22 protein-coding genes and 1 pseudogene are annotated in these 23372 nt (G+C 68.9%); 12 read left to right on the forward strand and 11 right to left on the reverse strand.

The window, feature by feature from the left end; translation table 11 throughout:
* Positions 1 to 65: 65 nt before the first annotated feature.
* Together obgE and proB are read left to right on the forward strand one after the other, a co-directional pair.
* A complete protein-coding gene (gene obgE / locus ACXMYJ_RS17630) occupies positions 66 to 1514 on the forward strand; it encodes a GTPase ObgE (RefSeq protein WP_260754218.1) in 1449 nt (482 codons plus the stop codon).
* The gene (proB, locus tag ACXMYJ_RS17635) at positions 1511 to 2623 is read left to right on the forward strand and encodes a glutamate 5-kinase (RefSeq protein ID WP_260754217.1); all 1113 of its coding nucleotides are present in this window, start codon (positions 1511 to 1513) and stop codon (positions 2621 to 2623) included. Before obgE ends, proB begins: the two co-directional genes overlap by 4 nt.
* Here proB and ACXMYJ_RS17640 read toward each other — a convergent pair.
* Positions 2567 to 3445: an NAD-dependent protein deacetylase gene (locus tag ACXMYJ_RS17640; RefSeq protein ID WP_460358035.1), complete on the reverse strand. Its 879-nt coding sequence runs from the start codon at positions 3443 to 3445 to the stop codon at positions 2567 to 2569. The genes proB and ACXMYJ_RS17640 overlap by 57 nt on opposite strands.
* Positions 3446 to 3583: 138 nt before the next feature.
* Here ACXMYJ_RS17640 and ACXMYJ_RS17645 point away from each other — a divergent pair, with 138 nt between their 5' ends.
* A complete protein-coding gene (locus tag ACXMYJ_RS17645; RefSeq protein WP_460358038.1) occupies positions 3584 to 5638 on the forward strand; it encodes an NAD(+) synthase in 2055 nt (684 codons plus the stop codon).
* Here ACXMYJ_RS17645 and ACXMYJ_RS17650 read toward each other — a convergent pair.
* The 5 genes and pseudogenes from ACXMYJ_RS17650 to ACXMYJ_RS17670 form a co-directional block, all read right to left on the reverse strand.
* Positions 5628 to 6230: a methyltransferase family protein gene (locus ACXMYJ_RS17650; RefSeq protein ID WP_260754212.1), complete on the reverse strand. Its 603-nt coding sequence runs from the start codon at positions 6228 to 6230 to the stop codon at positions 5628 to 5630. The genes ACXMYJ_RS17645 and ACXMYJ_RS17650 overlap by 11 nt on opposite strands.
* Positions 6230 to 6322: pseudogene (locus tag ACXMYJ_RS17655) on the reverse strand (cobalt transporter); the annotation flags it as partial. The pseudogene ACXMYJ_RS17655 and the gene ACXMYJ_RS17650, both read right to left, overlap by 1 nt.
* 41 nt (positions 6323 to 6363) lie before the next feature.
* Entirely contained in the window at positions 6364 to 6693 is a 330-nt protein-coding gene (locus ACXMYJ_RS17660) for an ArsR/SmtB family transcription factor (protein ID WP_260754210.1), read from the reverse strand.
* A gap of 47 nt (positions 6694 to 6740) precedes the next feature.
* The gene (locus ACXMYJ_RS17665; protein WP_260754200.1) at positions 6741 to 7634 is read right to left on the reverse strand and encodes an enoyl-CoA hydratase/isomerase family protein; all 894 of its coding nucleotides are present in this window, start codon (positions 7632 to 7634) and stop codon (positions 6741 to 6743) included.
* A 22-nt stretch (positions 7635 to 7656) separates the two neighbouring features.
* Positions 7657 to 8517, reverse strand: coding sequence for a PfkB family carbohydrate kinase (locus ACXMYJ_RS17670; protein WP_443187907.1), 861 nt, complete (start codon positions 8515 to 8517; stop codon positions 7657 to 7659).
* A gap of 86 nt (positions 8518 to 8603) precedes the next feature.
* Here ACXMYJ_RS17670 and ACXMYJ_RS17675 point away from each other — a divergent pair, with 86 nt between their 5' ends.
* From ACXMYJ_RS17675 to ACXMYJ_RS17685, 3 genes are read left to right on the forward strand one after another with little or no spacing between them, the layout of a single operon-like run.
* Positions 8604 to 9851 (forward strand): glutamate-5-semialdehyde dehydrogenase, encoded by a 1248-nt coding sequence (locus ACXMYJ_RS17675; RefSeq protein WP_460358043.1) that lies wholly within the window; start codon positions 8604 to 8606, stop codon positions 9849 to 9851.
* Between the two features lie 21 nt (positions 9852 to 9872).
* The gene (locus ACXMYJ_RS17680) at positions 9873 to 10769 is read left to right on the forward strand and encodes an AAA family ATPase (protein ID WP_460358045.1); all 897 of its coding nucleotides are present in this window, start codon (positions 9873 to 9875) and stop codon (positions 10767 to 10769) included.
* Positions 10769 to 12202 carry a vWA domain-containing protein gene (locus ACXMYJ_RS17685; protein ID WP_460358048.1) on the forward strand — a complete coding sequence of 478 codons (1434 nt, stop codon included), beginning with the start codon at positions 10769 to 10771 and terminating at the stop codon, positions 12200 to 12202. Before ACXMYJ_RS17680 ends, ACXMYJ_RS17685 begins: the two co-directional genes overlap by 1 nt.
* A gap of 77 nt (positions 12203 to 12279) precedes the next feature.
* On the opposite strand, the gene ACXMYJ_RS17690 is transcribed toward ACXMYJ_RS17685, so the two are convergent.
* From ACXMYJ_RS17690 to ACXMYJ_RS17705, 4 genes are read right to left on the reverse strand one after another with little or no spacing between them, the layout of a single operon-like run.
* Entirely contained in the window at positions 12280 to 13524 is a 1245-nt protein-coding gene (locus ACXMYJ_RS17690; protein WP_460358050.1) for an NAD(P)/FAD-dependent oxidoreductase, read from the reverse strand.
* Positions 13521 to 14906: an FAD-dependent oxidoreductase gene (locus ACXMYJ_RS17695; protein ID WP_460358053.1), complete on the reverse strand. Its 1386-nt coding sequence runs from the start codon at positions 14904 to 14906 to the stop codon at positions 13521 to 13523. The genes ACXMYJ_RS17690 and ACXMYJ_RS17695 overlap by 4 nt, the downstream gene beginning before the upstream one ends.
* Positions 14903 to 16351 (reverse strand): FGGY family carbohydrate kinase, encoded by a 1449-nt coding sequence (locus ACXMYJ_RS17700; RefSeq protein ID WP_460358056.1) that lies wholly within the window; start codon positions 16349 to 16351, stop codon positions 14903 to 14905. Before ACXMYJ_RS17700 ends, ACXMYJ_RS17695 begins: the two co-directional genes overlap by 4 nt.
* Positions 16352 to 16362: 11 nt before the next feature.
* Positions 16363 to 17856 (reverse strand): amino acid permease, encoded by a 1494-nt coding sequence (locus ACXMYJ_RS17705; protein ID WP_260754191.1) that lies wholly within the window; start codon positions 17854 to 17856, stop codon positions 16363 to 16365.
* Positions 17857 to 17997: 141 nt separating this feature from the next.
* Here ACXMYJ_RS17705 and ACXMYJ_RS17710 point away from each other — a divergent pair, with 141 nt between their 5' ends.
* Genes ACXMYJ_RS17710 through ACXMYJ_RS17735 form a run of 6 tightly spaced genes read left to right on the forward strand, consistent with a single transcriptional unit; the run spans position 17998 to position 22085 of the window.
* A complete protein-coding gene (locus ACXMYJ_RS17710; protein ID WP_443187912.1) occupies positions 17998 to 18726 on the forward strand; it encodes a GntR family transcriptional regulator in 729 nt (242 codons plus the stop codon).
* 57 nt (positions 18727 to 18783) lie between these two features.
* A complete protein-coding gene (gene nadD, locus ACXMYJ_RS17715) occupies positions 18784 to 19407 on the forward strand; it encodes a nicotinate-nucleotide adenylyltransferase (RefSeq protein ID WP_396885538.1) in 624 nt (207 codons plus the stop codon).
* Positions 19404 to 19826, forward strand: a complete 423-nt coding sequence (rsfS, locus tag ACXMYJ_RS17720) for a ribosome silencing factor (protein WP_260758189.1) — start codon at positions 19404 to 19406, stop codon at positions 19824 to 19826. Before nadD ends, rsfS begins: the two co-directional genes overlap by 4 nt.
* Positions 19823 to 20500 (forward strand): glucosyl-3-phosphoglycerate phosphatase, encoded by a 678-nt coding sequence (gpgP, locus tag ACXMYJ_RS17725; RefSeq protein ID WP_260754187.1) that lies wholly within the window; start codon positions 19823 to 19825, stop codon positions 20498 to 20500. Before rsfS ends, gpgP begins: the two co-directional genes overlap by 4 nt.
* Complete coding sequence (gene octT, locus ACXMYJ_RS17730; RefSeq protein ID WP_260754185.1) at positions 20490 to 21245, forward strand: diglucosylglycerate octanoyltransferase; 756 nt, start codon at positions 20490 to 20492, stop codon at positions 21243 to 21245. The genes gpgP and octT overlap by 11 nt, the downstream gene beginning before the upstream one ends.
* A 6-nt stretch (positions 21246 to 21251) precedes the next feature.
* Complete coding sequence (locus ACXMYJ_RS17735) at positions 21252 to 22085, forward strand: DegV family protein (protein WP_460358061.1); 834 nt, start codon at positions 21252 to 21254, stop codon at positions 22083 to 22085.
* Between the two features lie 73 nt (positions 22086 to 22158).
* On the opposite strand, the gene ACXMYJ_RS17740 is transcribed toward ACXMYJ_RS17735, so the two are convergent.
* Positions 22159 to 23214, reverse strand: coding sequence for an NAD(P)H-dependent amine dehydrogenase family protein (locus ACXMYJ_RS17740; protein WP_460358064.1), 1056 nt, complete (start codon positions 23212 to 23214; stop codon positions 22159 to 22161).
* Positions 23215 to 23372: the final 158 nt, after the last annotated feature.

Here is a 23372-nt window from a genome sequence, read left to right on the forward strand (position 1 = left end):
ACGTTTCGCCGCAGGCTTCGCGTCGGGCCGGCAGAACGTAGATTTCGTCACCGAAAGGATGTCCGATGCCCCGGTTCATCGACCGCGTCGTCATTCACGCGCGGGCGGGTAACGGCGGCAACGGCTGCGCCTCGGTCCATCGCGAGAAGTTCAAACCTCTCGGCGGTCCGGACGGCGGCAACGGCGGTCGCGGCGGCAGCATCGTGTTCGTCGTCGACCCGCAGGTGCACACCCTGCTCGACTTCCATTTCCATCCCCACGTGGCCGCACCCAACGGCAAACAGGGCGCGGGCAGTAACCGCGACGGTGCCGCGGGCGCCGACCTCGAGGTGAAGGTCCCCGACGGGACCGTCGTGCTCGACGAGCACGGCCAGATCCTGGCTGACCTGGTCGGCGCCGGCACCCGCTTCGAGGCCGCCGCCGGTGGTCGCGGGGGCCTCGGCAATGCCGCACTCGCCTCGCGTGCCCGCAAGGCGCCCGGTTTCGCGTTGCTCGGCGAGAAGGGCGAGGCCCGTGACCTCACCCTGGAGCTCAAGACCGTCGCCGATGTGGGCCTGGTCGGCTTTCCGTCGGCGGGCAAGTCCTCGCTGGTGTCGGCGATCTCAGCTGCCAAACCCAAGATCGCCGACTACCCGTTCACCACGCTGGCGCCCAATCTCGGGGTGGTGTCGGCGGGTGAGCACACCTACACCGTCGCCGACGTGCCGGGGCTGATCCCGGGCGCCTCGGAGGGGCGCGGCCTCGGGCTGGATTTCCTGCGCCACATCGAACGCTGCGCTGTGCTGGTGCATGTCGTCGACTGCGCGACCCTGGAGCCGGGCCGTGATCCGGTGTCCGACATCGAGGCGCTGGAGGCCGAGATCGCGGCGTATACGCCTACGCTGCAGGGCGATTCGACGCTCGGTGACCTCGCCCAACGCCCACGGGCGGTGGTGCTGAACAAGATCGATGTTCCCGACGCCCGGGAGCTGGCCGACTTCGTCCGCCAGGACATCACCGAGAAGTTCGGCTGGCCGGTGTTCGAAATCTCGACAGTCAGCCGGGAAGGGTTGCGACCCTTGACCTTCGCGTTGTGGGACATGGTGTCCTCGTATCGGGCCAGCCAGCCGGCCGTGGTGCCGCGCCGCCCGGTGATCCGACCGATCCCGGTCGACGAGACGGCGTTCTCGGTCGAACCCGACGGTCAGGGCGGCTTCGTGGTCAAGGGCACCCGGCCGCAACGCTGGGTCGCGCAGACCAATTTCGACAACGACGAGGCCGTCGGCTATCTCGGCGACCGGTTGGCGCGGCTCGGCGTCGAGGACGAGCTGCTCAAGCTCGGCGCCCGGCCCGGCTGCGCGGTGACCATCGGCGACATGACCTTCGACTGGGAGCCGCAGACCCCGGCCGGTGTCGACGTGCCGCTGACCGGCCGCGGCACCGATGTACGACTGGAACAGAGCGACCGGGTCTCGGCCGACGAACGCAAGGCGGCACGGAAGGCGCGCCGCCAGAGTGGCGATGTAGACGAATGAGCGCGCACCGGGAAGCGATCCGGACGGCACGCTCAGTGGTGGTCAAGATCGGCACCACCGCGTTGACGACGTCTTCGGGGGTGTTCGACACCAACCGGCTGCAGAACCTGGCCGACGCCATCGAAGCGCGGATGAAGGCCGGCTCGGACGTGGTGATCGTGTCTTCGGGCGCCATCGCAGCCGGCATCGAGCCGCTCGGACTCACCAAGCGGCCCACCGATCTGGCGACGAAGCAAGCCGCAGCCAGCGTGGGTCAGGTGGCGCTGATCAACTGCTGGAGCGCGGCGTTCGGGCATTACGGCCGCACCGTGGGCCAGGTACTGCTGACCGCCCACGACATCTCGATGCGGGTGCAGCACACCAACGCCCAGCGCACCCTGGACCGGTTGCGGGCGTTGCACGCGGTGGCGATCGTCAACGAGAACGACACCGTGGCCACCAACGAGATCCGGTTCGGCGACAACGACCGGCTGTCGGCCCTGGTCGCCCACCTGGTGGGCGCTGATGCGTTGATCCTGCTGTCCGACATCGACGGCCTTTATGACGGCGATCCCCGCAAGGCGCCCGCAGACAATCCGGCACGGTTCATCCCGGAAGTGGCCGGACCCGACGACCTGGAAGGGGTGACCGCCGGCCGCGGCAGCCACCTCGGCACCGGCGGTATGGTCTCGAAGCTGTCCTCGGCGCTGCTGGCGGCCGACGCCGGCGTCCCGGTGCTGCTGGCCGCCGCCTCGGATGCCGACGCCGCGCTGCAGGACGCGTCGGTGGGCACAGTGTTCGCCCCGCGCTCAGAACGCATGTCCGCGCGTAGGTTCTGGGTGCGCTACGCCGCCGAAGCCTCTGGGACACTGACCCTGGACGAGGGCGCCGTCAATGCCGTGGTGCGGCAGCGGCGCTCACTTCTTCCCGCCGGGATCACCGCGGTGTCGGGCCGGTTCTACGGCGGTGACGTCGTCGAGCTGCGCGACAAGGACGCCGCGATGGTCGCTCGCGGTGTGGTCGCCTATGACGCCGCGGAACTGGCGACGATGCTCGGCCGGTCCACGTCGGACCTACCCGCCGAGATGCGCAGACCCGCCGTGCACGCCGATGACCTGGTGGCCGTCTGAGCGTCCGGTCAGCTCGTCGACGAGCAGCGCCAGCATCGGCGAACACCCGTTGTCGATCTTGACGTCGGCGAGGTCGTCGCCGCGGGTTGGTCCCCGGTTGACGATCGCGATCGGCGTCCCGGAGGCAGCGGCATGCCGGACGAACCGGTAGCCGGAGTACACCGTCAGCGACGACCCGGCGACCAGCAGCGCCTCGGCTCCGTCGACAATCGAGAATGCTTGCACAACACGCTCTTTCGGAACGCTTTCACCGAAGTAGACAATGTCCGGCTTGAGCATGCCGGTGCAGCGCGGGCAGTCCACCACCTGGAAGGAGGCGGTGTCGGCGACCACGGCGTCGGCGTCGGGGGCCACCGCGATTCCGCCGAGAGCCGCGGCCCTCTCGGCGAAACCCGGGTTGGCGTCGTCGAGAAGGTCGGCCAGCGCCGCGCGCGTCATGGTGTGCCTGCAGTCCAGACAGATCACCCGAGCGTAGGAACCGTGCAGATCGATGACGTTCTCGCTGCCCGCCTTGGAGTGCAGCAGGTCGACATTCTGGGTGATCACGCCGGTCACCACCCCGGCACGTTCCAGCGCGGCCAGCGCACGGTGCCCGGCGTTGGGCAGCGTCTGGTCCATATGCCGCCATCCGAGGTGATTGCGCGCCCAGTACCGCTGCCGGAACTCAGGATCGGAGGTGAACTGCCGGATGGTCATCGGATTGCTCGGCGGCGAGTCCGGGCCGCGGTAGTCGGGGATCCCCGAATCGGTCGACATGCCCGCACCGGTGAGCACCGCGACACGCCGGTCCTGCAGTAACGCGACGAGTTCGGGGGCCTCCACGTCACCGAATGTAGGCGATCACCGCCGGTGATCGCGTATGTACTGGTCAGCCGGTCAGCTTTGGGGTGACGTCACCTCGCTCGGCCGACGGCGTGGGGTGTTGGCATATCCCGTTCGCTTTTCGGGCAACAATGAGGCATGGATTTCTACTCCGCGTACCGGCACGGCTTCGTCCGGGTCGCCGCCTGCACGCATCACACGGCGCTCGCCGACCCTCGGGGCAATGCCGAATCCGTGCTGCGACTGGCCCAGGCCTGCCACGACGACAGTGTTGCGCTCGCGGTCTTCCCGGAGCTGACGCTGTCGGGATACTCGATCGAGGACATCGTGATGCAGGATGCCCTGCTCGAGGCCGTCGAGGACGCGCTGTTCGAGATCGTCACCGCGTCGGCCGACCTGTTGCCCGTGCTGGTGATCGGTGCACCGCTGCGCTTTCGGCACCGGATCTACAACACCGCGGTGGTGATCCACCGCGGCCGGGTCCTCGGTGTGGTCCCGAAGTCCTACCTGCCCAACTACCGCGAGTTCTACGAGCGACGCCAGATGGCTCCGGGTGACGACGTGCGCGGATCGATCAGGCTGGGCAGGGGTGACGACGCTGTCGACGTGCCCTTCGGCCCCGACCTGCTGTTCGCCGCATCCGATCTGCCCGGGTTCGTGCTGCACGTCGAGGTCTGCGAGGACATGTTCGTGCCGATCCCGCCGAGTGCGTCGGCCGCGCTGGCAGGCGCGACGGTGTTGGCCAACCTGTCCGGTAGCCCTATCACCATCGGCCGGTCCGAGGACCGCTGCCTGCTGGCCCGATCCGCCTCGGCCCGGTGCCTGGCCGCCTACGTGTACGCCGCGGCCGGCGAAGGTGAGTCCACAACCGATCTCGCGTGGGACGGGCAGACGATGATCTGGGAGAACGGCGAATGCCTGGCCCAGTCGGAACGCTTCCCGAAAGGTGAGCGACGGTCGGTCGCCGACGTCGATCTCGAACTTCTTCGCTCCGAACGCCTTCGGATGGGCACTTTCGACGACAACCGCAGGCACCACAGCGCGAGCACCGATTCGTTCCGGCGTGTGGAGTTCGTCCTGGACCCGCCCAGCGGCGACGTCGGGCTTCTGCGGCACATCGAGCGGTTCCCGTTCGTGCCGTCGGATCCGCAACGGCTGGAACAGGACTGCTACGAGGCCTACAGCATCCAGGTGTCCGGTCTGGAGCAGCGCTTGCGGGCGCTGAACTATCCCAAGATCGTGCTCGGTCTGTCCGGCGGTCTGGACTCGACCCATGCGCTCATCGTCGCGGCGCGGGCGATGGACCGGGAACAGCGGCCGCGCAGCGACATTCTGGCTTACACGATGCCCGGGTTCGCCACCGGAGACCGGACCAAGGGCAACGCGCTGCGGTTGGCCGAGGCGCTGGGCGTGACGTTCGCCGAACTGGACATCAAGGCGACCGCCGAGTTGATGCTCAAGAACATGGACCATCCGTTCGGACGCGGGGAGAAGGTCTACGACGTCACGTTCGAGAACGTGCAGGCCGGCCTGCGCACCGACTACCTGTTCCGGTTGGCCAACCAGCAGGGCGGTATCGTGCTGGGCACCGGGGATCTGTCCGAACTGGCACTGGGCTGGTCGACGTACGGTGTCGGCGATCAGATGTCGCATTACAACGTCAACGGCGGGGTCCCGAAAACATTGATCCAGCATCTGATTCGGTGGGTGATCTCGTCGAAGCAGTTCGATGACACCGTCAACGAGGTGCTGCAGTCGGTGCTTGACACCGAGATCTCCCCGGAGCTGGTGCCCGCGGGTGAGGACGAGGAAATCCAGAGCAGCGAATCCAAGGTCGGACCCTATGTGCTGCAAGACTTCTCGTTGTTCCAGGTGCTGCGGTTCGGGTTCCGGCCGTCAAAGGTCGCGTTCCTGGCCTGGCATGCGTGGAGCGATGCCACCCGCGGTGACTGGCCGTCGGGATATCCCGAGGAAAAGCGTCCGACATACTCGCTGAAGGAGATCCGGCACTGGCTGCAGGTATTCGCCCAGCGGTACTACTCGTTCGCGCAGTTCAAGCGCTCCGCGCTGCCCAACGGGCCCAAGGTCTCCCACGGCGGGTCGCTGTCGCCGCGCGGGGACTGGCGTGCCCCGTCGGACATGTCGGCCCGCACCTGGCTCGACGAGATCGACCGCGAGGTCCCTACCGACTGACGGTGCCCACCCCGGGCACGAAACGTCCGACGGCGGCGAGATAGTCGCGGTAGGGCGCACCGTGTGCGGCGCGCAGATACGGCTCCTCGACGGTGCGCACCTGGAGCTCGATCGTCACCACCAGGATCACGAAGCCGGCGATCGCCACCACGTTGGGTGTGACCAGCGTGACGCCGAACGCGAAGACGATCATCGCGGCGAAAATCGGGTTGCGCACCCGCGCGAACACGCCGGTGCGGACCAGTGTCGTCGTCTCCGACGCGTCGACGCCGATGCGCCAGGCGTCACCCATGTCGCGCTGGGCGTACACCGTCGCGGCGATGCCCGCGGCCGCGACACCGGCACCGGTCAGGTGAATCCAGGGCGCGGCCAGCAGCGGGTCGACCAGCCCGGTCCATTGCAGTGCCGGCGCGGTGCCGGCGACCGCGATGGCGACCACGAAACCCACCCCGGCGAACCATTCCGGTGACCCGGGTCTTCCGGTGACACCCTTGAAGCCGGTGGAACCGGTGTGACGGCGCTGAACCCAACTGCGCCAACCGAATCCGAGCGCGGCGAACACGGCGAACAGACACAGCGCGACTGCAGGCATCAGATGCAGCATGGGTCACCCTTCCAGGCTTGGATTCCTTCACGCACAGCCAGCGCCGCGATCCCCAGCGCCGCAACGGGATCGGCCCAGGTCAGGACCCGGCGGCGGTGCGCGTTGAGCCCCGCCTTTGCCATCAGCAGCAGGCCTGCTCGTCGGCCGCCGGGCAGCACGCCGGGTCGACCTCCACAACCAGGCCGACCAGGTCGGTGAGCGCGTGGGCGATCCGCGGATCGGCCAGCTCGTAACGGCTGCGCCTGCCTTCGCGGCTGACGGTGACCAGACCACAGCCCCGCAGGCAGGCGAGGTGGTTGGACAGAATCTGCCGCGACACCGCGATCCGCTCGGCGAGCTCGGACGGGTACCCAGGGCCGTCGCGCAGGATCAGCAGGATCTGGGCGCGGGTCGGATCCGAGATGGCGCAACCGAAACGGGACAGCGCGTCACTACCGAGGGCGGTCTGCACAGCGCAGACAGTACATCAACTCCTGAATTCAGGGAAGTCTGAACTGTCTAGAGTCTGCCGTCGATGCGCAGTGCGGGGTGCACCCATTCCGGGGATCGGCGTTCCTTGAACGCCATGAAGCCCTCGATGGACTCGGGTGCGCCGAGGCTGGCCGCCATCCCGATGCGGTCGTAGAGGCCCAGATAGTTGTCCAGGCTGGATTTGACGACGGTTCGGGCTCCCGGGGCGGTCCGGCAGCATTGGGCGAGGACCTCGCGGGCCACATGCGCCAGGTCGTCGTGGGGGACCACCCGGGCCACCATGCCCCAGTCGTGTGCCTCTTCGGCGGTCAGCGTGCGGCCGGTGAACATCAGGTCGCGGGTGCGGACCGGCCCGATCAGCCGGGCCAGCATGTGGCTGTAGTACGTGTCGGCGATCCCGCGGTACAGCTCGGGCACCCGGAACGTGGCCCGGTCGCTGACTACGGCCATGTCGGCGCACAGTGCGATCTGCAGGCCGCCGCCCTGGCAGAGGCCGTTCACCGCCGCCACGACCGGTTTGGCCGACTGGCGCAGAGTGTCGAACGGCAAGGCGTCCATCCCGAGTGCGGGCCCGAACGTCATCCAGTTGTCGGCGCCGCCGCCACCCATGTCGCCCCCCGGAGCGAAGACGTCGCCGGTGCCGGTGATCAGCAGTCCGGCCAGGTCGGGATCGCTTTCGACGTGCTTGACCGCGTACTTGATGCCGAAGTACATCGCCGGCGTCATCGCGTTGCGTGCCTCCGGACGGTCGAGCCGGCAGACGCCGAATGCGCCTTCCCGGGTGAAGCGCAGGTAGGGCGTACCGAGCCAGTCACCTTCTGGGGGGCGGGCGGGAGACGGCTCAGCGGGGCGGGCGGGAGCTGGCTCGGGGGGGCGGGCGGGAGACGGCTCTGCGGGGTGGGGGCGGGATTCGGTGCTCATCTGGCGCAGTCCTTCCGTCCGGTCAGGACGCCTCAAGCACGTCCTCGACAGCCTCACTGTAAGGGGCACAGTCGCCGGCACCGGGCACCAGCGTCGCCAGCGCCCCGGCCGCGCACGCTCGGGCCAGCGCGTAGGGGACGCCGCGCGGCCAGTGCGCGGCGAACACACCGGCGAACACGTCGCCGGCGCCGGTGGTGTCCACCGCCTCGACGGCGGGCGCCGGGATGTCCGAACGGCCCTCGCCGAAATGGGTGGCACCGCGGGCACCACGGGTGACGACCAGGTGCGGTACCCGGGGCCGGTCACCGTCGAGCCAGTCGTCGGACTCGGTTTCGTTGACGACGACCACGTCGACGAGGCCGGCCAGCGTCGCGATGTCGGGTGGGGCCGGGGACGCGTTGAGCACCACAGCCGCCCGGGCGGCACGCCCGACCCGGGCCGCGGCGACCACGGTGTCCATCGGGATCTCCAGCGACAACAGCACCACGTCGCTGCGGGCCACCACCGCCTGCACCGCCGGCGAACTCAGGTTCAGATGCGCGTTGGCGCCCGGCGCGACGACGATGCAGTTCTCGGCAGCGGCGTCGACCACGATCGCCGCGGACCCGCTGGGCCCGGGCACCCGGGTAAGGCCGTCCGTGCCGACGCCGTTGGCGCGCAGATGCGCCTGCAGTTGCCCGGCGGCGGCGTCGGTGCCCAGCGCCGCGACCAGCTGCACCGCGGCGCCGGCGCGTGCCGCGGCCACCGCCTGGTTACCGCCCTTACCGCCCGGCGAGGTGGACAGCGCCGAGGCCAGCACGGTCTGTCCGGCCCGGGGCAGCGCCTCGACGGTGAACGTGAGGTCGGCGTTGACACTGCCGACCACGCAGACCCGCGTCACCATGAGAGTCCAAGCTAGTCGCAGCGCGAGGGTGGACGCGTGTCGAATGCCATGCCGTTTGCCGACGGGAGGTTCGATACCCTGGCCTGATGAGCGTGCAGAACCCCGCCACCCCCGACTTGCGGCAGCAGGTTCACGACGCCGCACGCCGGGCCCGCCGGGTGTCCCGGACGCTGGCGACGTTGAGTGCCGACGTCAAGAACCGCGCCCTGCGCGCCGCCGCCGACCACGTCCTGATGCACACCCGCACGATCCTGGATGCCAACGAGGTCGACCTCGCCGCGGCACGGGCCGCGGGCACCCCCGAGGCGATGCTCGACCGGCTCGCGCTGAACCCCACCCGGGTGGACGCTATCGCCGACGGGCTGCGTCAGGTGGCCGGTCTGCCGGATCCGGTCGGTGAGGTGCTGCGTGGCCGCACACTGCCCAACGGTCTGCAATTGCGGCAGCAGAGGGTCCCGTTGGGTGTGGTCGGCATCGTCTACGAAGGCCGCCCCAACGTCACCGTCGATGCGTTCGGGTTGACGTTGAAATCGGGCAACGCGGTTCTGTTGCGGGGCAGTTCGTCGGCCGCGCAGTCCAACGCGGCGCTGGTGAACGCGCTGCGGGCGGCGCTGGCCACCGAGGGACTCGATGCCGACGCGGTGCAACTGCTGTCCAGCAAGGACCGGGCCACCGTGACCCATCTGATCCAGGCGCGCGGACTGGTCGACGTGGTGATCCCGCGCGGCGGCGCCGGGCTGATCGACGCCGTCGTGCGCGACGCGCAGGTGCCTACGATCGAGACGGGCGTCGGCAACTGCCATGTCTACGTTCACAAGTCGGCCGATCTGGACATGGCCGAATCCATCGTGCTGAACGCCAAGACCCGGCGCCCGAGCGTGTGTAACGCCGCCGAGTCGCTGCTGGTCGACGCGGCCATTGCCGATGTCGCGGTGCCGCGGCTGACCGAAGCGCTGGCCGCGGCGGGGGTCTCGGTGCACACCGAGCCGTCCGAGGAGCAGTTGCGCTCCGAGTTCCTGTCGATGGACATCGCGCTGGCGGTGGTCGACGGTCTGGACGCCGCGATCGAGCACATCAACGAGTACGGCACCGGCCACACCGAAGCCATCGTGACCACCGATCTGGCTGCGGCCCAACGGTTCAGCGAACGCGTCGACGCCGCCGCGGTGATGGTCAACGCGTCGACGGCGTTCACCGACGGTGAGCAGTTCGGCTTCGGCGCCGAGATCGGCATCTCGACCCAGAAGCTGCATGCCCGAGGACCCATGGGTCTGCCCGAACTGACGTCGACCAAATGGATCGTGTGGGGTGCCGGGCACACCCGTCCGGCCTGAGCCCCGAGGAGAAAAGCACCCGTGAGCGTTCCCGCACAGATCGTGCCGCTGTTCGCCGACATCGACGATGTCGCCAAGCGGCTGGCCGAAACCGGTTATCTGCCCGACACTGCGACGGCCACCGCGGTGTTCCTCGCCGACCGGCTCGGCAAGCCGCTGCTGGTGGAGGGGCCCGCCGGTGTCGGCAAGACCGAACTGGCGCGCGCCATCGCCCAGGCGACAGGCTCCGAACTGGTGCGCCTGCAGTGCTATGAGGGCGTCGACGAGGCCCGGGCGCTCTACGAGTGGAACCACGCCAAGCAGATTCTTCGCATCCAGGCCGGCAATGCCGGTGCCGGCTCCGACGGGACCGACTGGGACCGCACCAAGGACGACGTCTTCTCCGAAGAGTTCCTGCTGACCCGTCCGCTGCTGACCGCGATCCGGCGCACCGAACCGACGGTGCTGCTGATCGACGAGACAGACAAGGCCGACATCGAGATCGAGGGTCTGCTGCTGGAGGTGCTGAGCGATTTCGCGGTGACGGTGCCCGAGCTCGGCACCATCACCGCCGAGCGGCGGCCGCTGGTGGTGCTGACGTCGAACGCGACCCGCGAACTGTCCGAAGCGCTCAAACGCCGGTGTCTGTTCCTGCACATCGACTTCCCGGACCCGGATCTGGAGCGCCGCATCCTGCTCTCCCGGGTGCCCGAGCTGCCGGAGCGGCTCGCTGAGGAACTGGTGCGGATCATCGGCGTGATGCGGGGGATGGCGCTCAAGAAACTGCCGTCGGTGGCCGAGACCATCGACTGGGGCCGCACGCTGCTGGCCCTGGGCATGGACACCGTCGACGACGAGGTGATCGCCGCGACGCTCGGCGTCGTCCTCAAGCACCAGTCCGACCAGATCAAAGCCGCGGGCGAGCTGAGACTCAACTGATGCCTGCGCGACGCACCCGCCCGCCCCAGCCGCTGGCGCCCCACGGAATTCCCGGCCATCTGGTCGAGTTCGTGGAAGCATTGCGCGCGCAGGGGATCTCGGTGGGTCCGTCGGAGACGGTGGATGCCGGCCAGGTGATGGCGACGCTGGGACTGGCCGACCGGGACGTGCTGCGGGAAGGCCTGGCGTGCGCGGTATTGCGCCGTGCCGACCACCGCGACACCTATGATGCACTGTTCGATCTGTATTTCCCGGCGGCGCTGGGTGCCAAGACCCTGCTCGAGGATCCGGACGACGAGTCAGGTCTGCCGCCGGAGGACATCGAGGCGATGCGCCAGGCCCTGCTCGACATGCTGACCGACAACCAGGAACTGGCCGATCTCGACGAGCGGCTGGCGGCGATGATCGCCCAGATCGTCGAGGCCTATGGCCGGTACAGCTCCAGCCGCGGGCCGTCGTATTCGTCGTACCAGGCGCTCAAGGCCATGAGCCTGGATGACCTGGAGGGCCGGCTGTTGGTGGGGCTGCTCGCCCCATACGGCGAGGAGCCCACGCCCACCCAGGAGCAGATCGCCAAAGCCATTGCCGCGCAACGGATCGCGCAGCTGCGCAAGATGGTGGAGTCGGAGACCAAGCGGCGCACCGCCGAGCAACTCGGCCGCGACCACGTGCAGATGTACGGGGTTCCGCAGCTGGCCGAGAACGTCGAGTTCCTGCGCGCGTCAGGCGAGCAGCTGCGGCAGATGCGCCGCACGGTCGGCCCGCTGGCCCGCATGCTGGCCACCCGGCTGGCGGCCCGGCGACGGCGTTCCCGCGCCGGGGAGATCGACCTGCGCAAGACGCTGCGAAAGTCGATGTCGACCGGTGGTGTCCCGATCGACGTGGTGCTCAAGAAGCCGCATCCGGCGCGTCCCGAGCTGGTGGTGCTCTGCGACGTGTCCGGATCGGTGGCCGGTTTCAGCCATTTCACGCTGCTGCTGGTGCACGCGCTGCGCCAGCAGTTCTCCCGGGTGCGCGTGTTCGCCTTCATCGACACCACCGACGAGGTCACCGAATTGTTCGGTCCCGACGCGGATCTCGCGGTGGCCGTGCAGCGGATCACCCGTGAGGCCGCCGTCTACACCCGTGACGGGCATTCCGACTACGGGCACGCGTTCGTGTCGTTCCTCGACAAGTTCCCCAACGTGCTGTCGCCGCGCAGCTCGCTGCTGGTACTCGGCGACGGCCGCAACAACTACCGCAACCCTGAGACCGATCTGCTCGCCCACATGGTCAACGCCAGCAGGCACGCGCACTGGCTCAACCCTGAGCCCAGGCACCTGTGGGGCAGCGGTGATTCCGCCGTGCCGCGCTATCAGGACGTCATCACCATGCATGAGTGCCGCTCGGCCAAGCAGCTCGCCTCGGTGATCGACGCGCTGCTCCCCGTCTAGCTTCCCGCCGAAATCGCATTCCACGCGGTGTTTTTCGTCCGGAGTCCGCGCGGAATGCAATTTCGGCGACGAGATGATCAGGCCAGCGACAGCGTGACCGGACCGCCCTTCGGGTCGGCACCGGCCACCAATGACCACGGCGCCCGGTAGACCCGCCCGGGCGCGGCCGGCCACGGGGTGCGTTTGCTTGCCAGCAGCCGGCCGTCCTGCATGGCGCGCAGCCGCGGCAAGCGGCGGTACTCGTCGGTCCACAAAAGCAGGTCGCCGCGGGCGGGGACGCCGCCGTCGGCGGAGACCAGTTGCGGGGCAACCCAACGCAGCGGTGCGTCGACGCGGATCGGGGTCACGGCCGGGGTCGGCGCGGCGTCGTCGCGGCGGCGCAGCCAGGACTGCACCGCGGGGGCGACGTGGCGGCCGTCGAGGGCGGCGCCGTCGGCGGTGTCCACCGGGTGCAGCAGGTTGCCGACCGCGAACACGCCCGGACGGCTGGTCCGCAGGGCCGGATCCACGACGGGGCCGCGCGTGGCGGAGTCCATCTGCAGTCCGCCGGTGCGGGCGAGCTCGTGGTCGGGGATCCAGTCGCCGGTGAACACCACGGTGTCACAGGCGATCTCACGACGCTGTCCGGTGGCGATGTGTTCCACGGTGACCGCGCGGACCCGGTCCTTGCCGTGAATGCCCACCACGCGGCTGCCGGTGAGCACCGGCTCGTCCAGCAGTATCCGGCCGGCCGACCGGAACGCGGCGTACGCCTCGGCACGGGGATAGCCGCTGATCATCGCCGCGGTGGCGCAACCGGTTTCACGCAGGGTGAGCACCGCCGACCAGCTGACCAGTTCGGCGCCCACGATCACCGCCCGGCGACCGACGGCGGTGTGGTGCACGTGCACCATGTTCTGCAGCTGTCCGGTGGTGTAGACACCCTCGGGGCGGTCGCCGGGCACCAGCCGGGCCGGGCGGGGGCGTTCGCGGGCGCCGGTGGCAAGGACGACCGCGTCTGCGGTGACGGTCCGCACGCCGCGCGGGGAGGTGATCTGCACGGTGCGTTCACCCGCCCACCCGGTGACCATCGCCTCGGTTTCCAGCACGGCCCCGGCGTCGCGGGCCATGTCGGTCAGACGCCGGGCGTAGGCAGGCCCGGAGATGAACCGGTGCAGGTCGCGCATGCCATACCCGAGATGGTCACTGTGCCGGGGGATTCCACCGGTCTGCGCCTCACGCTCGAGCACAAGGACTTCGCCGTCGACCGCGGGGGCCAGCGCGGCGGCGGCCGTGAGCCCGGACGGTCCTGCGCCGATGACGGCCACTGCGACGTGGTTCACCGCGCGGTTCCCGCCTGGAGCAGGGTCTGGGTGTGCGCGCCGCAGTAGAACCCCTGGCAGCGCCCGTTCATCACGCGGGTGCGCCGGCGCAGCCCGTCGAGGTCCGCGGGCGGAATCGGGGAGTCGAAGGCATCGCGGATCTCTCCGGCGGTGACCCGCTCGCAGAAGCAGACGATCCTTCCGTACTCCGCGTCGGCGGCGATGCGTTCACTGTCCTGGTACGGGCGCACCGCGGCTTCGCCGAGATTGGGCATGCGGGGCGGCGGTGGCAGGCCGTCACGTTCGGTGACCTCGACGCCGGCCCTGGCCAACAGCTCGGTGACGTACTCGGCCACCGCCATACCCGACGTGAGACCTGTGGAGCGGATTCCGCCGACGAGCACGTAGCGCTGCCGTGCATCGAGGTCGATGAGATAGTCGTCGTGATCGGTCGCCGCGCGCAGCCCGGCGTAGCTGGCGGTGACCTCCTCGTCGAACAGCGACGGCATCAACGCCCGCCCCCTCGAGATCAAGAAGTCGAACCCCTTCTCGGATGTTCCCGTGGCCGTGCGGTCTTTGAGGTTCTCCGATGTCGGGCCCACCATCACGTTGCCGTAGATGGTCGGGCTCACCAGCACACCCTTGCCGCGGGAAGACGGCACGGCCAGCACGATCAGCGGCACCATCGGCCTGGTCAGTTTGTCGAACACCAGCAGTTCGCCACGGCGCGGGATCACGGTGAAGCGCTCGTACCCGAACTCGGCGTCGAGATGGTCGGCCCCCAGGCCGGCAGCGTTGATGACCCACCGCCCGCGCACGTCCCCGGCGGTGGTGTGCAGCGTCGTGTGGTCGGGCCCGCGGTCGACGCCGGTGACCTGTGCACCGCGCAGCAGTCGCGCACCCCGGGCTACCGCGTCGGTGGCCAGCGCCAGGTTGGTGGTCCAGGTACAGATGACCGATTCGCCGGGCACGGTCAGACCGGCCAGCGCGCCCGGGCCGAGGTCGGGAACCCTGCGGTACACCTCGTCGGCGGTGACGAGGCCACATTCGCGGTAGCCGTTGCGCTCGGCCTTGACGATCAGGCCGGGCAGCGCGTCGGCCTCCTCCTCGGTCCAGGCCACCAGCATTGCGCCGGTGCGTTCCACCGGGATGCCGGTCTGTTCGGCGTAGTCGCCGAGCAGGTGGTAGCCCCTGGCCACCAGCCGGGATTCCAGCGTCCCGGGGGTGGCGTCGAAACCGGTGTGCAGCAACGCGGTGTTGGCTTTGCTGGTGCCGTCGCCGACATCGTTGCGGGCCTCGACCATCGTGACCGACAGGTCGGTGCCGGCCAGGGCCCGGGCGATCGCGGCGCCGACGATCCCGGCGCCGATCACGACGACGTCGGAGACGCCTTCGGAGGTCATGATGTGCTCTCCTCAGATGAATTCTGCTGTGTGGCAGCCGAATCAGCGGCACGACGCCAGCGGTGCAGGTAGTCGGCGGCGCGGTCGGCCGACCACCGCGGTTGGTAGGTCTGTGCGGGAACCCAGTGCCCCACCGCGTCCGCGACGGAGATCCCGGGGTCGAGTGCGAGCCGGGCACACGCGGCCGCACCGAGCGCGGTCGCGTGCAGCGACGGGTACACCTCGACCGGCATGCGGGCCAGGTCGGCCTGGGCCTGCATCAGGGCGGCCGACCGGGTCAGGCCGCCGTCCACGCGCAGCCGTGTCAATGGCCTGCCGAGGTCCGCCGACACCAGGTCGGTCAGTGCGGTCACCTGCGCGGCGATTCCTTCGACCAGCGCCCGTACCAACTGGCCGCGTCCGCTCGACAAAGTCATCCCCGAGAACGACGCGGTCGCGCCCGAATCCCACCACGGCGCCGCCAGCCCCGCCAGCGCCGGCACGCATAACACGCCGTCGCTGGATTCCGCTGCGGCGGAGTCGATCTGATCGGCCGACGGTACCAACCCGAGATCCACGGCCCAACGGATCGCGGATGCGGCCGTGTAAACCTGGCCGTCGATGCAGTACCGCGTCTGGTCACGTAACCGCCAGGCCACCGACGTCGTCAGCCCGGAGGTCGACCGCACCGCGTCGGACCCGAGCTGCGCGAGCAGGAACGCGCCGGTGCCGTAAGTGCATTTCGCCGATCCCGGCTCCAGACAGCTCTCGGCCAGCAGTGCCGCCTGCTGGTCGACGACCAGGCCGGTGACCGGCAGACTCGGGCCGAAAACCTCTGTGGTGCCTATGATCTCGTCGCTGGCGACGATCTGGGGCAGCGCCTCGCCGTCCAGGCCGAACAGCGCGACGAGGTCGTCGTCCCACTGCACCTTGTCCAACGACATGAGCAGGGAGCGGCTCGCGGTGGACGCGTCGGTGACGAACGCGCCGCACAGCCGGTGCACCAGCCACGTGTCGGTCGTGGTCACCACCCCGTCGCGGGTCAGCTGGGCGCGGATCCACGCCATCTTCGGTGCGGAGAAGTACGGATCGAGCACCAGCCCGGTCCGCCGGGCGACCTCGTCGGCATGATCGGCGAGTGCGGCGCACAGGGACTCGGCGCGCCGGTCCTGCCACACGACCGCGGGGGTGAGGGGCTGCCCGGTGGTGCGGTCCCACGCCAGAACCGTCTCGCCCTGGTTGGCCAGCGCGACCGCGGTGGCGGTCACCCCGGCCGACTCCAGCGCGCGGCGTCCGGCGGTGACGACGGAATCGAAGAGCGCCTCGGGATCCTGCTCGACGCCGCCGCCGGGCAGATAGTCCGGGCGCAGGGACTCCTCGGCGACGGCCAGGACGTGCCCGGCGGCGTCGACGACGACGGCCTTGGTTCCGGACGTGCCCTGATCGATGGCGAGGATGTGACCCATCGCGTGGTCCGTCACTCCCGCAGTTCGGCGTCGATGGAGTGCATGTCCGGCATCGACAGACTCTTCTTGCCGTAGCGGATCAGCAGGTAGCCGAGGTAGGCCGCCCCGATCGCCACCATCACGATGACGTAGGACCACGCCTCCTTGAAAGATGCGTCGCGGAACAGCGCCAACTCGAAAACCAGCCAGACCACCGCCACCACCAGGATCGGGGCCTCCCAGACGCCCAGGTCGAACTTGCCGTTGCTGGGCAGTTCCTTGCGCTTGACCAGGTACAGCACCACCGTGGACGCGTACATCACCGCCGGCAGCAGCGTCGCGGCGCCGAACAGGGTGAACAGCGCGGTCTCCGAGTGCGCGAAGATCGCCAGGATCAGCTGCGCCAGGCAGAAGTACAGCACCGTGGCCTTAAGGGGAGTGTGGAACCGGGGCGAGATCTGACTCCATTGCTGCCAGCCGGGGAACCGCTTGTCGCGTGACATCGCCCAGGTCAGCCGCACGCCGGTGATCATGATGACCAGCCCGCACGCGAAGATCGCGAGCACCACCATCAACAGCAGCAGCGTGGCGACCACCGAGCCGAGCGTCTTGTCGATGACGTCGGCGATCGGCGTGCCGGATTCGGCCAGCGCCACCGGATCACCCGCGGCCAGCGTCACCGCCACCAGGAACACGAATCCGAGCACACCGGAGGCCAGCACGGCCTGCCACATCGCCCGCGGCACCACCCGCTCCGGGTCGTGGGTCTCTTCGGCGAGGTTGGCCGCGGATTCGAAACCGACGATCGTGAACGCGCCGAGAAGAAAGCCCAGCATCCACGGACCGGCCGAGGTCCAGTCGCCGAAGCTCCAGAACCCTTCTGCGGACACGGCGCCCTTGCTGAACAGGTTGCCGAAATCCATGTCGCCGCGGACGGCCGCGACAACCAGGAGCAGCGCGGTGAGCGCGACCATCCCGATCAGCTCCAGGGTGACCAGGCTGTTGTTCACCCGCTCGGCCCACGGGGTCGAGAACGCCACCAGCAGTGCCTGCAGCAGCAGCACGACGGCCGTCATCACCCACGCGATCGTCGGGGTGCTCTCGTAGTTCAGCAGCACCGGCAGGATCGTCGAGGCGATCGTGTAGTCCACCGCGCAGACGACGACCGCCAGGAACGAGAACGAGATCCAGCCGATGATCCAGCCCAGGACCGGGTTCGCCAGGCGCGACATCCACTGGTAGTGGTAACCGGTCACCGGGATCCGGGAGGCCAGCGCCCCCAGCACGAAGGCGACCGCGAGCTGACCGATCACCGCTATCGGCCACGTCCAGATGCCGACCGGACCCGAACTGTTGAGCACCGAGCCGTAGGTGGTGAAGATGCCCGTTGCGATCGACACGAACGCGAACGCGACCGCGAACGAGGCGAACTTCCCGGTCCGTCGTTCCAGCGACTCCTTGTACCCGAACTGGGCGAGGTCGGCGGCATCACTGCGCGAAGACTGCCGCGAAGACTGCTCAGACATCGATCGCTCCAAATCTATGGTCTAGACCATGTGGTTGAACCAGAGTATGGGTGTCCTGCGGCCCCGCGTCAACGAAGTCACACATTGTTTACCCGGGACATCTTGACGACCGAAGTTCAGTTACGTCGCTACGCTGCAAAGATGCCCGCAGGCACGCCCCTGTACATGTCGATTGCCGCCGATGTCCGCGACTTGATCGCCACCGAAGCGCTGGGCCCGCACACGCTGTTGCCGTCCGAACGTGAGCTCGCCGAACGGCACGGGGTCAGCCGCATGACCGCTCGTCAGGCGCTGTCGCTGCTGGAGAGCGAAGGCGTGGTCTACCGCAAGCCGCCGCGCGGCACGTTCGTGGCCGAGCCGCGGGTGCGGTTCCATGTCGGCAGCTTCTCGGAAGAGGTCGCCCGGATGGGCCGGCGGCCGGCGGCGAAGTTGTTGTGGGCCGAACATCGGGTGGCCAGTCCCGCGGTGCGGCGCGCACTCGATCTCGCCGACGGCGCCGCCGTGCACGTCTTTCACCGACTGCGCAGTGTCGACGACGTTCCGTTCGCGTTGGAGACGACGTACCTTCCCGCCGACCTGACGCCCGGCATTCTCGACGTGACCGACGACGGCTCGCTGTGGGCGGTGCTGCGCACCCGGTTCGGCATCGACCTGGCCCGTTCGACCGCGGTACTGGAATCCATCGTGCTCGATGACGCGACGAGCGCGCAGCTCGGTGTGCGGGCGGGCTCGGCCGGGACCCTGCTGACCCGGAACACCGAGGACAGCTCCGGGCGGTGTGTGGAGTACGCCCGCGACGTCTACCGCGCCGACCGCGCGGCGTTCGAGGTGTCCGAGGCGTTGCACGCCCATCGGCTCTCGGCTGTCTGAGGCCGCGCTCCCGTAAGCTCGCTATTCGTGCAAGCAGGCGGCCGACGGCGCAGAAGGCTGGGCGTGATGGGCGGGACCTTCGATCCCATCCACAACGGCCACCTCGTCGCGGCCAGCGAGGTCGCCGACCGGTTCGAGCTCGACGAGGTGGTGTTCGTGCCGACCGGCCAGCCCTGGCAGAAGCGCAGCAGGCCGGTGACCGCGGCCGAGGACCGCTATCTGATGACGGTGATCGCGACGGCGTCCAATCCGCGGTTTTCCGTCAGCAGAGCCGACATCGACCGCGGCGGTCCCACCTACACCAAAGACACGCTGCGAGATCTGCGGGCCCAGAATCCCGACGCCGACCTGTACTTCATCACCGGTGCCGACGCGCTGGCGTCGATCCTGTCCTGGCAGAACTGGGAGGAGATGTTCTCGATCGCCCGGTTCGTCGGAGTCAGCCGGCCCGGCTACGAACTCGACGGAAAACACATCACGGCGGCCATGGCCGAGCTGCCCGATGACGCCCTGAACCTGATCGAGGTGCCGGCGCTGGCGATCTCGTCGACGGACTGCCGCCGGCGGGCCGAGGAGTCGCGGCCGATCTGGTATCTGGTCCCCGACGGTGTCGTGCAGTACGTGGCCAAACGTAATCTCTATCGGAGCCCCAGCCTTGTAGGTGAAGGAGAGCACCCCTGACCGCCTCAGCCGAAGCCATCGACATGGCCACCGTCGCCGCCAGGGCGGCGGCGGCCAAACTCGCCGAGGACGTCGTCGTGATCGACGTGTCCGGCCAGCTCGTCATCACCGACTGTTTCGTCATCGCGTCCGGATCCAACGATCGGCAGGTCAACGCGATCGTCGACGAGGTCGAGGAGAAGATGCGCCGTGCCGGCTACAAGCCGGCACGCCGGGAGGGCACCCGGGAAGGTCGCTGGACCCTGCTCGACTACGTCGACATCGTGGTGCACATCCAGCACGAAGACGAACGCAATTTCTACGCACTGGACCGGCTGTGGCGGGACTGCCCGACAGTGCCGGTGGACCTCGACGTCCCGCAGGAGGACGCGCCACAGGAGGCCGCGCCGCGGGATGACCTGCCGCGGGACGAGGAATGAGGGTTCGCCGCCTGGTCATGCTGCGGCATGGGCAGACCGAGTACAACGCCGGCAGCCGGATGCAGGGTCAGCTCGACACCGACCTCAGCGACCTGGGCCGGGAACAGGCCGTGGCGGCCGCCGAGGTGCTCGCCAAGCGGCAGCCGCTGCTGATCGTGTCCTCGGATCTGCGCCGTGCGCTCGATACCGCCGTCGCGCTCGGTGACCGCAGCGGCCAGCCGGTCAGCATCGACACCCGACTGCGGGAGACCCATCTGGGCGACTGGCAGGGCATGACCCACCTGGAGGTCGACGCCGTCGCTCCGGGTGCGCGGCTGGCATGGCGTGACGACGCGCGCTGGGCTCCGCACGGCGGGGAGAGCCGAATCGACGTGGCCGCGCGCAGCCTGCCGCTGGTGCAGGAGTTGGTCGCCCGGCAGACCGAGTGGGGGGCGGCCGGCTCGGAGCGCCCCGTGGTGCTCGTCGCGCACGGCGGCCTGATCGCTGCGCTGACCGCGGCGCTGCTGGGATTGCCGCCCGAGAACTGGCCGGTGCTCGGCGGCATGGGCAACGCCAGCTGGGTCCAGCTGGCCGGGCACACCCGCGCCGACGGTGACCCGGCGTCGTTCGCGGACATCCGGTGGCGTCTGGACGTGTGGAACGCCTCGGCTCAGGTTGCCAACGATGTCCTCTGAGGCACGGGCCGGTCGCCGCACGCTGCTGATCTTCTGCGACTCGCTGTCCTACTACGGGCCCACCGGCGGGCTTCCCTCAGACGATCCCCGGATCTGGCCGAACCTCGTTGCGGGGCAACTTGACTGGGGTGTCGAACTGATCGGCCGGATCGGGTGGACGAGTCGGGACGTGTGGTGGGCGGCCACCCAGGATCCGCGGTCGTGGGCGGCGTTGCCGAAAGCGGGCGCGGTGATCTTCGCAACGTCCGGCATGGATTCGCTGCCGTCACCGCTGCCGACCGCGCTGCGCGAACTGATCCGCTACGTGCGACCTCCGCGCCTACGGCGTTGGGTGCGTGACGGATACGGCTGGGTGCAGCCCCGGCTCTCGCCGATCGCGCGCCCAGCCCTGCCTCCGCACCTGACCGTCGACTATCTCGAGATGACAAGGGCGGCAATCGACTTCAACCGTCCGGGCATCCCGGTGGTGGCATCGCTTCCGTCGGTGCACATCGCCCCGACGTACGGGATGGCCCATCACGGCCGTGCCGGGACCGTCGCAGCGATCACCCGCTGGGCATCCGAGAAGGGGGTGCCGCTGGTCGATCTCAAGGCCGCGGTGGGCGAAGAGGTGCGCAGCGGTCGAGGCAACCCCGACGGCATCCACTGGAACTTCGAAGCCCATCAGGCGGTCGCCGAACTGATGATCAAGGGACTCGCCGAGGCAGGCGTGGACATCCCGGACGTCCCCTCGATAGGCGGCTGACGCTCCATGCCGGTCGTGGTCGTCAGCGACTCGTCCTCGCGCCTTCCGTGTGAGGAGCGCACACGGTGGGACATTCGCGAGGTGCCCCTGCACGTGCTGCTTGACGGGGAGGACCTGCGCGACGGGATCGATGACATCCCCTACGACATCCACGATCGTCCCAAGGTGACCACCGCCGGCGCGACCCCCGCCGAGTTGGTCGACACCTACCGCCGCGCCCTCACCGACAGCGGCGGCGACGGCGTTGTCGCCGTTCATCTTTCGGGAGCGCTGTCGAGTACCTACAGTGCGGCGGCGACGGCGGCCCGGGAATTCGGCCCCGCGGTGCGGGTGGTGAACTCGCGCTCGGCCGCGATGGGTGTGGGATTCGTGGCGCTGGCCGCGGCCGACTGCGCACGCTCCGGTGGTGACATCGACGCCGTCGAGGCCGCGGCGCGTTCCGCGCTGACCCGCTCGCACGTGTTCCTCGTCGTGCACCGGCTGGACAATCTGCGCCGCAGCGGCAGGATTCGCACCACGGCGTCGTGGCTGGGCACCGCACTGGCCCTCAAACCGCTGCTGTGCCTCGACGTGGACGGCCGGCTGGTGCTCGACCAGCGCATCCGCACGGTCACCAAGGCACATGCCGCGATGGTGGATCGGGTGGCGCAGGTGATCGGCGACCGGTGCGCCGACGTCGTCGTGCACCACGTCGACAACCACGACGCCGCCGACGAGCTCGGCGCCGCACTGACGCAACGGCTTCCGCAGCTCTCCTCGCTCACCGTCGCCGACATGGGGCCGCTGCTGTCGATCCACGTCGGGGCTGGCACGGTGGGAGTGGCCCTGCAGGTGCATTGACCCTGTCCGCCGAAATCGCATTCCACGCGAGGGAACTCGCGAAATCGCGACGCTGAAAGCAATCTCGGCGAGATCAGGCCGCCGCCCGGCCGGTGATCGGCGGCAGGTCGGCCAGCGTGACGATGCCCGGCGGCGCGGCGACGACGGCGGGCACCGCGTTGGTCACCGGCATCGCCGTGTAGATCATGCCCAGGCCCATGAACCCGGGCTCGGTCCAGTCCTTGGGCGGCAGGCAGTGCAGCACGGTGCGCATGTTGGGCACTCCGAACACCTGGATCACGTGGCCGTGTTCGAGCGGTTTGGGCGGGGTGACGTGGTTTCCCATGATCCAGTTGAAGCCGACACTGACGATGTTGTGGTCGCCGACCCAGCCGCGGTGATAGCCGTGCACCCCGGCGACTGTGCCTTCCGGGATCTTCATGAAACCGAGGTCGCTGTCACCGGTGGCCGCGGTGAAGGTGACGTCGAAGGTGATTCGGTCCAGCGTGGCGCCGATCGCGTCGGCCATCATCGCGGCGGACTCGGCGAACACCTCACTCTCCCGCCGTACGCTCTCGGCCAGTCCCGGGGTGTCGGGATCCTGCGAGAAGCCCATCGCGGTCTGCGTGCCCGCCGACTCGTAGGTGGAGCAGTCCACCGACTCGGTGATGCGAATCTCGTCGACGCGCTCGCACGCCCCGGACAGGACCATTCCGACCAGGTTGCTCATGCCGGGGTGTGCGCCACTGCCGAAGATCGTGGAATTCCCTGCGGCGCATGCGCGCCGGATGCGGTCGAGGTCTTCGGGGGACTGCTTGCCCCCGGTGATCCAGGCGGCGCTGGAACACACGTTGACTCCGGACTCCAACAGCCGCACCAGCTCGTCGATGTCGGGCCACAACGGGTTGTAACAGCACGCATCCGCCTGCAGCGCCACCAGTTCCTCGATGTCGTTGGTTGCGGTCACGCCGGTTGGCTGCGGCCATCCGGCCAGCTCGGCAGCGTCGACCCCCACCTTGTCGGCGCCGTGCGCGTACACCCCGACGAGCTCCATGTCGTCGCGGCCGATGATCGCGTGCAACGATCGCCGTCCGATGTTGCCGGTGGTCCACTGGATGACGCGAAGTGGTCGACTGCTGGTGGTGGTCATGGGGTCAAGCTACTGCCTCTAACCCGGATTTTTCGTGAAATGTTGTGGGTGTCGGGTGTAGATAAGCGAAAGTGCCTGTCCTGCAAGGGATAATTGGACTTCTCGACGGTTCAAATATCCTGACTGGAAGGCACTTCGCAGGTGAAGAATATCGCGGT

This window comes from Mycobacterium sp. ZZG (assembly GCF_054786995.1).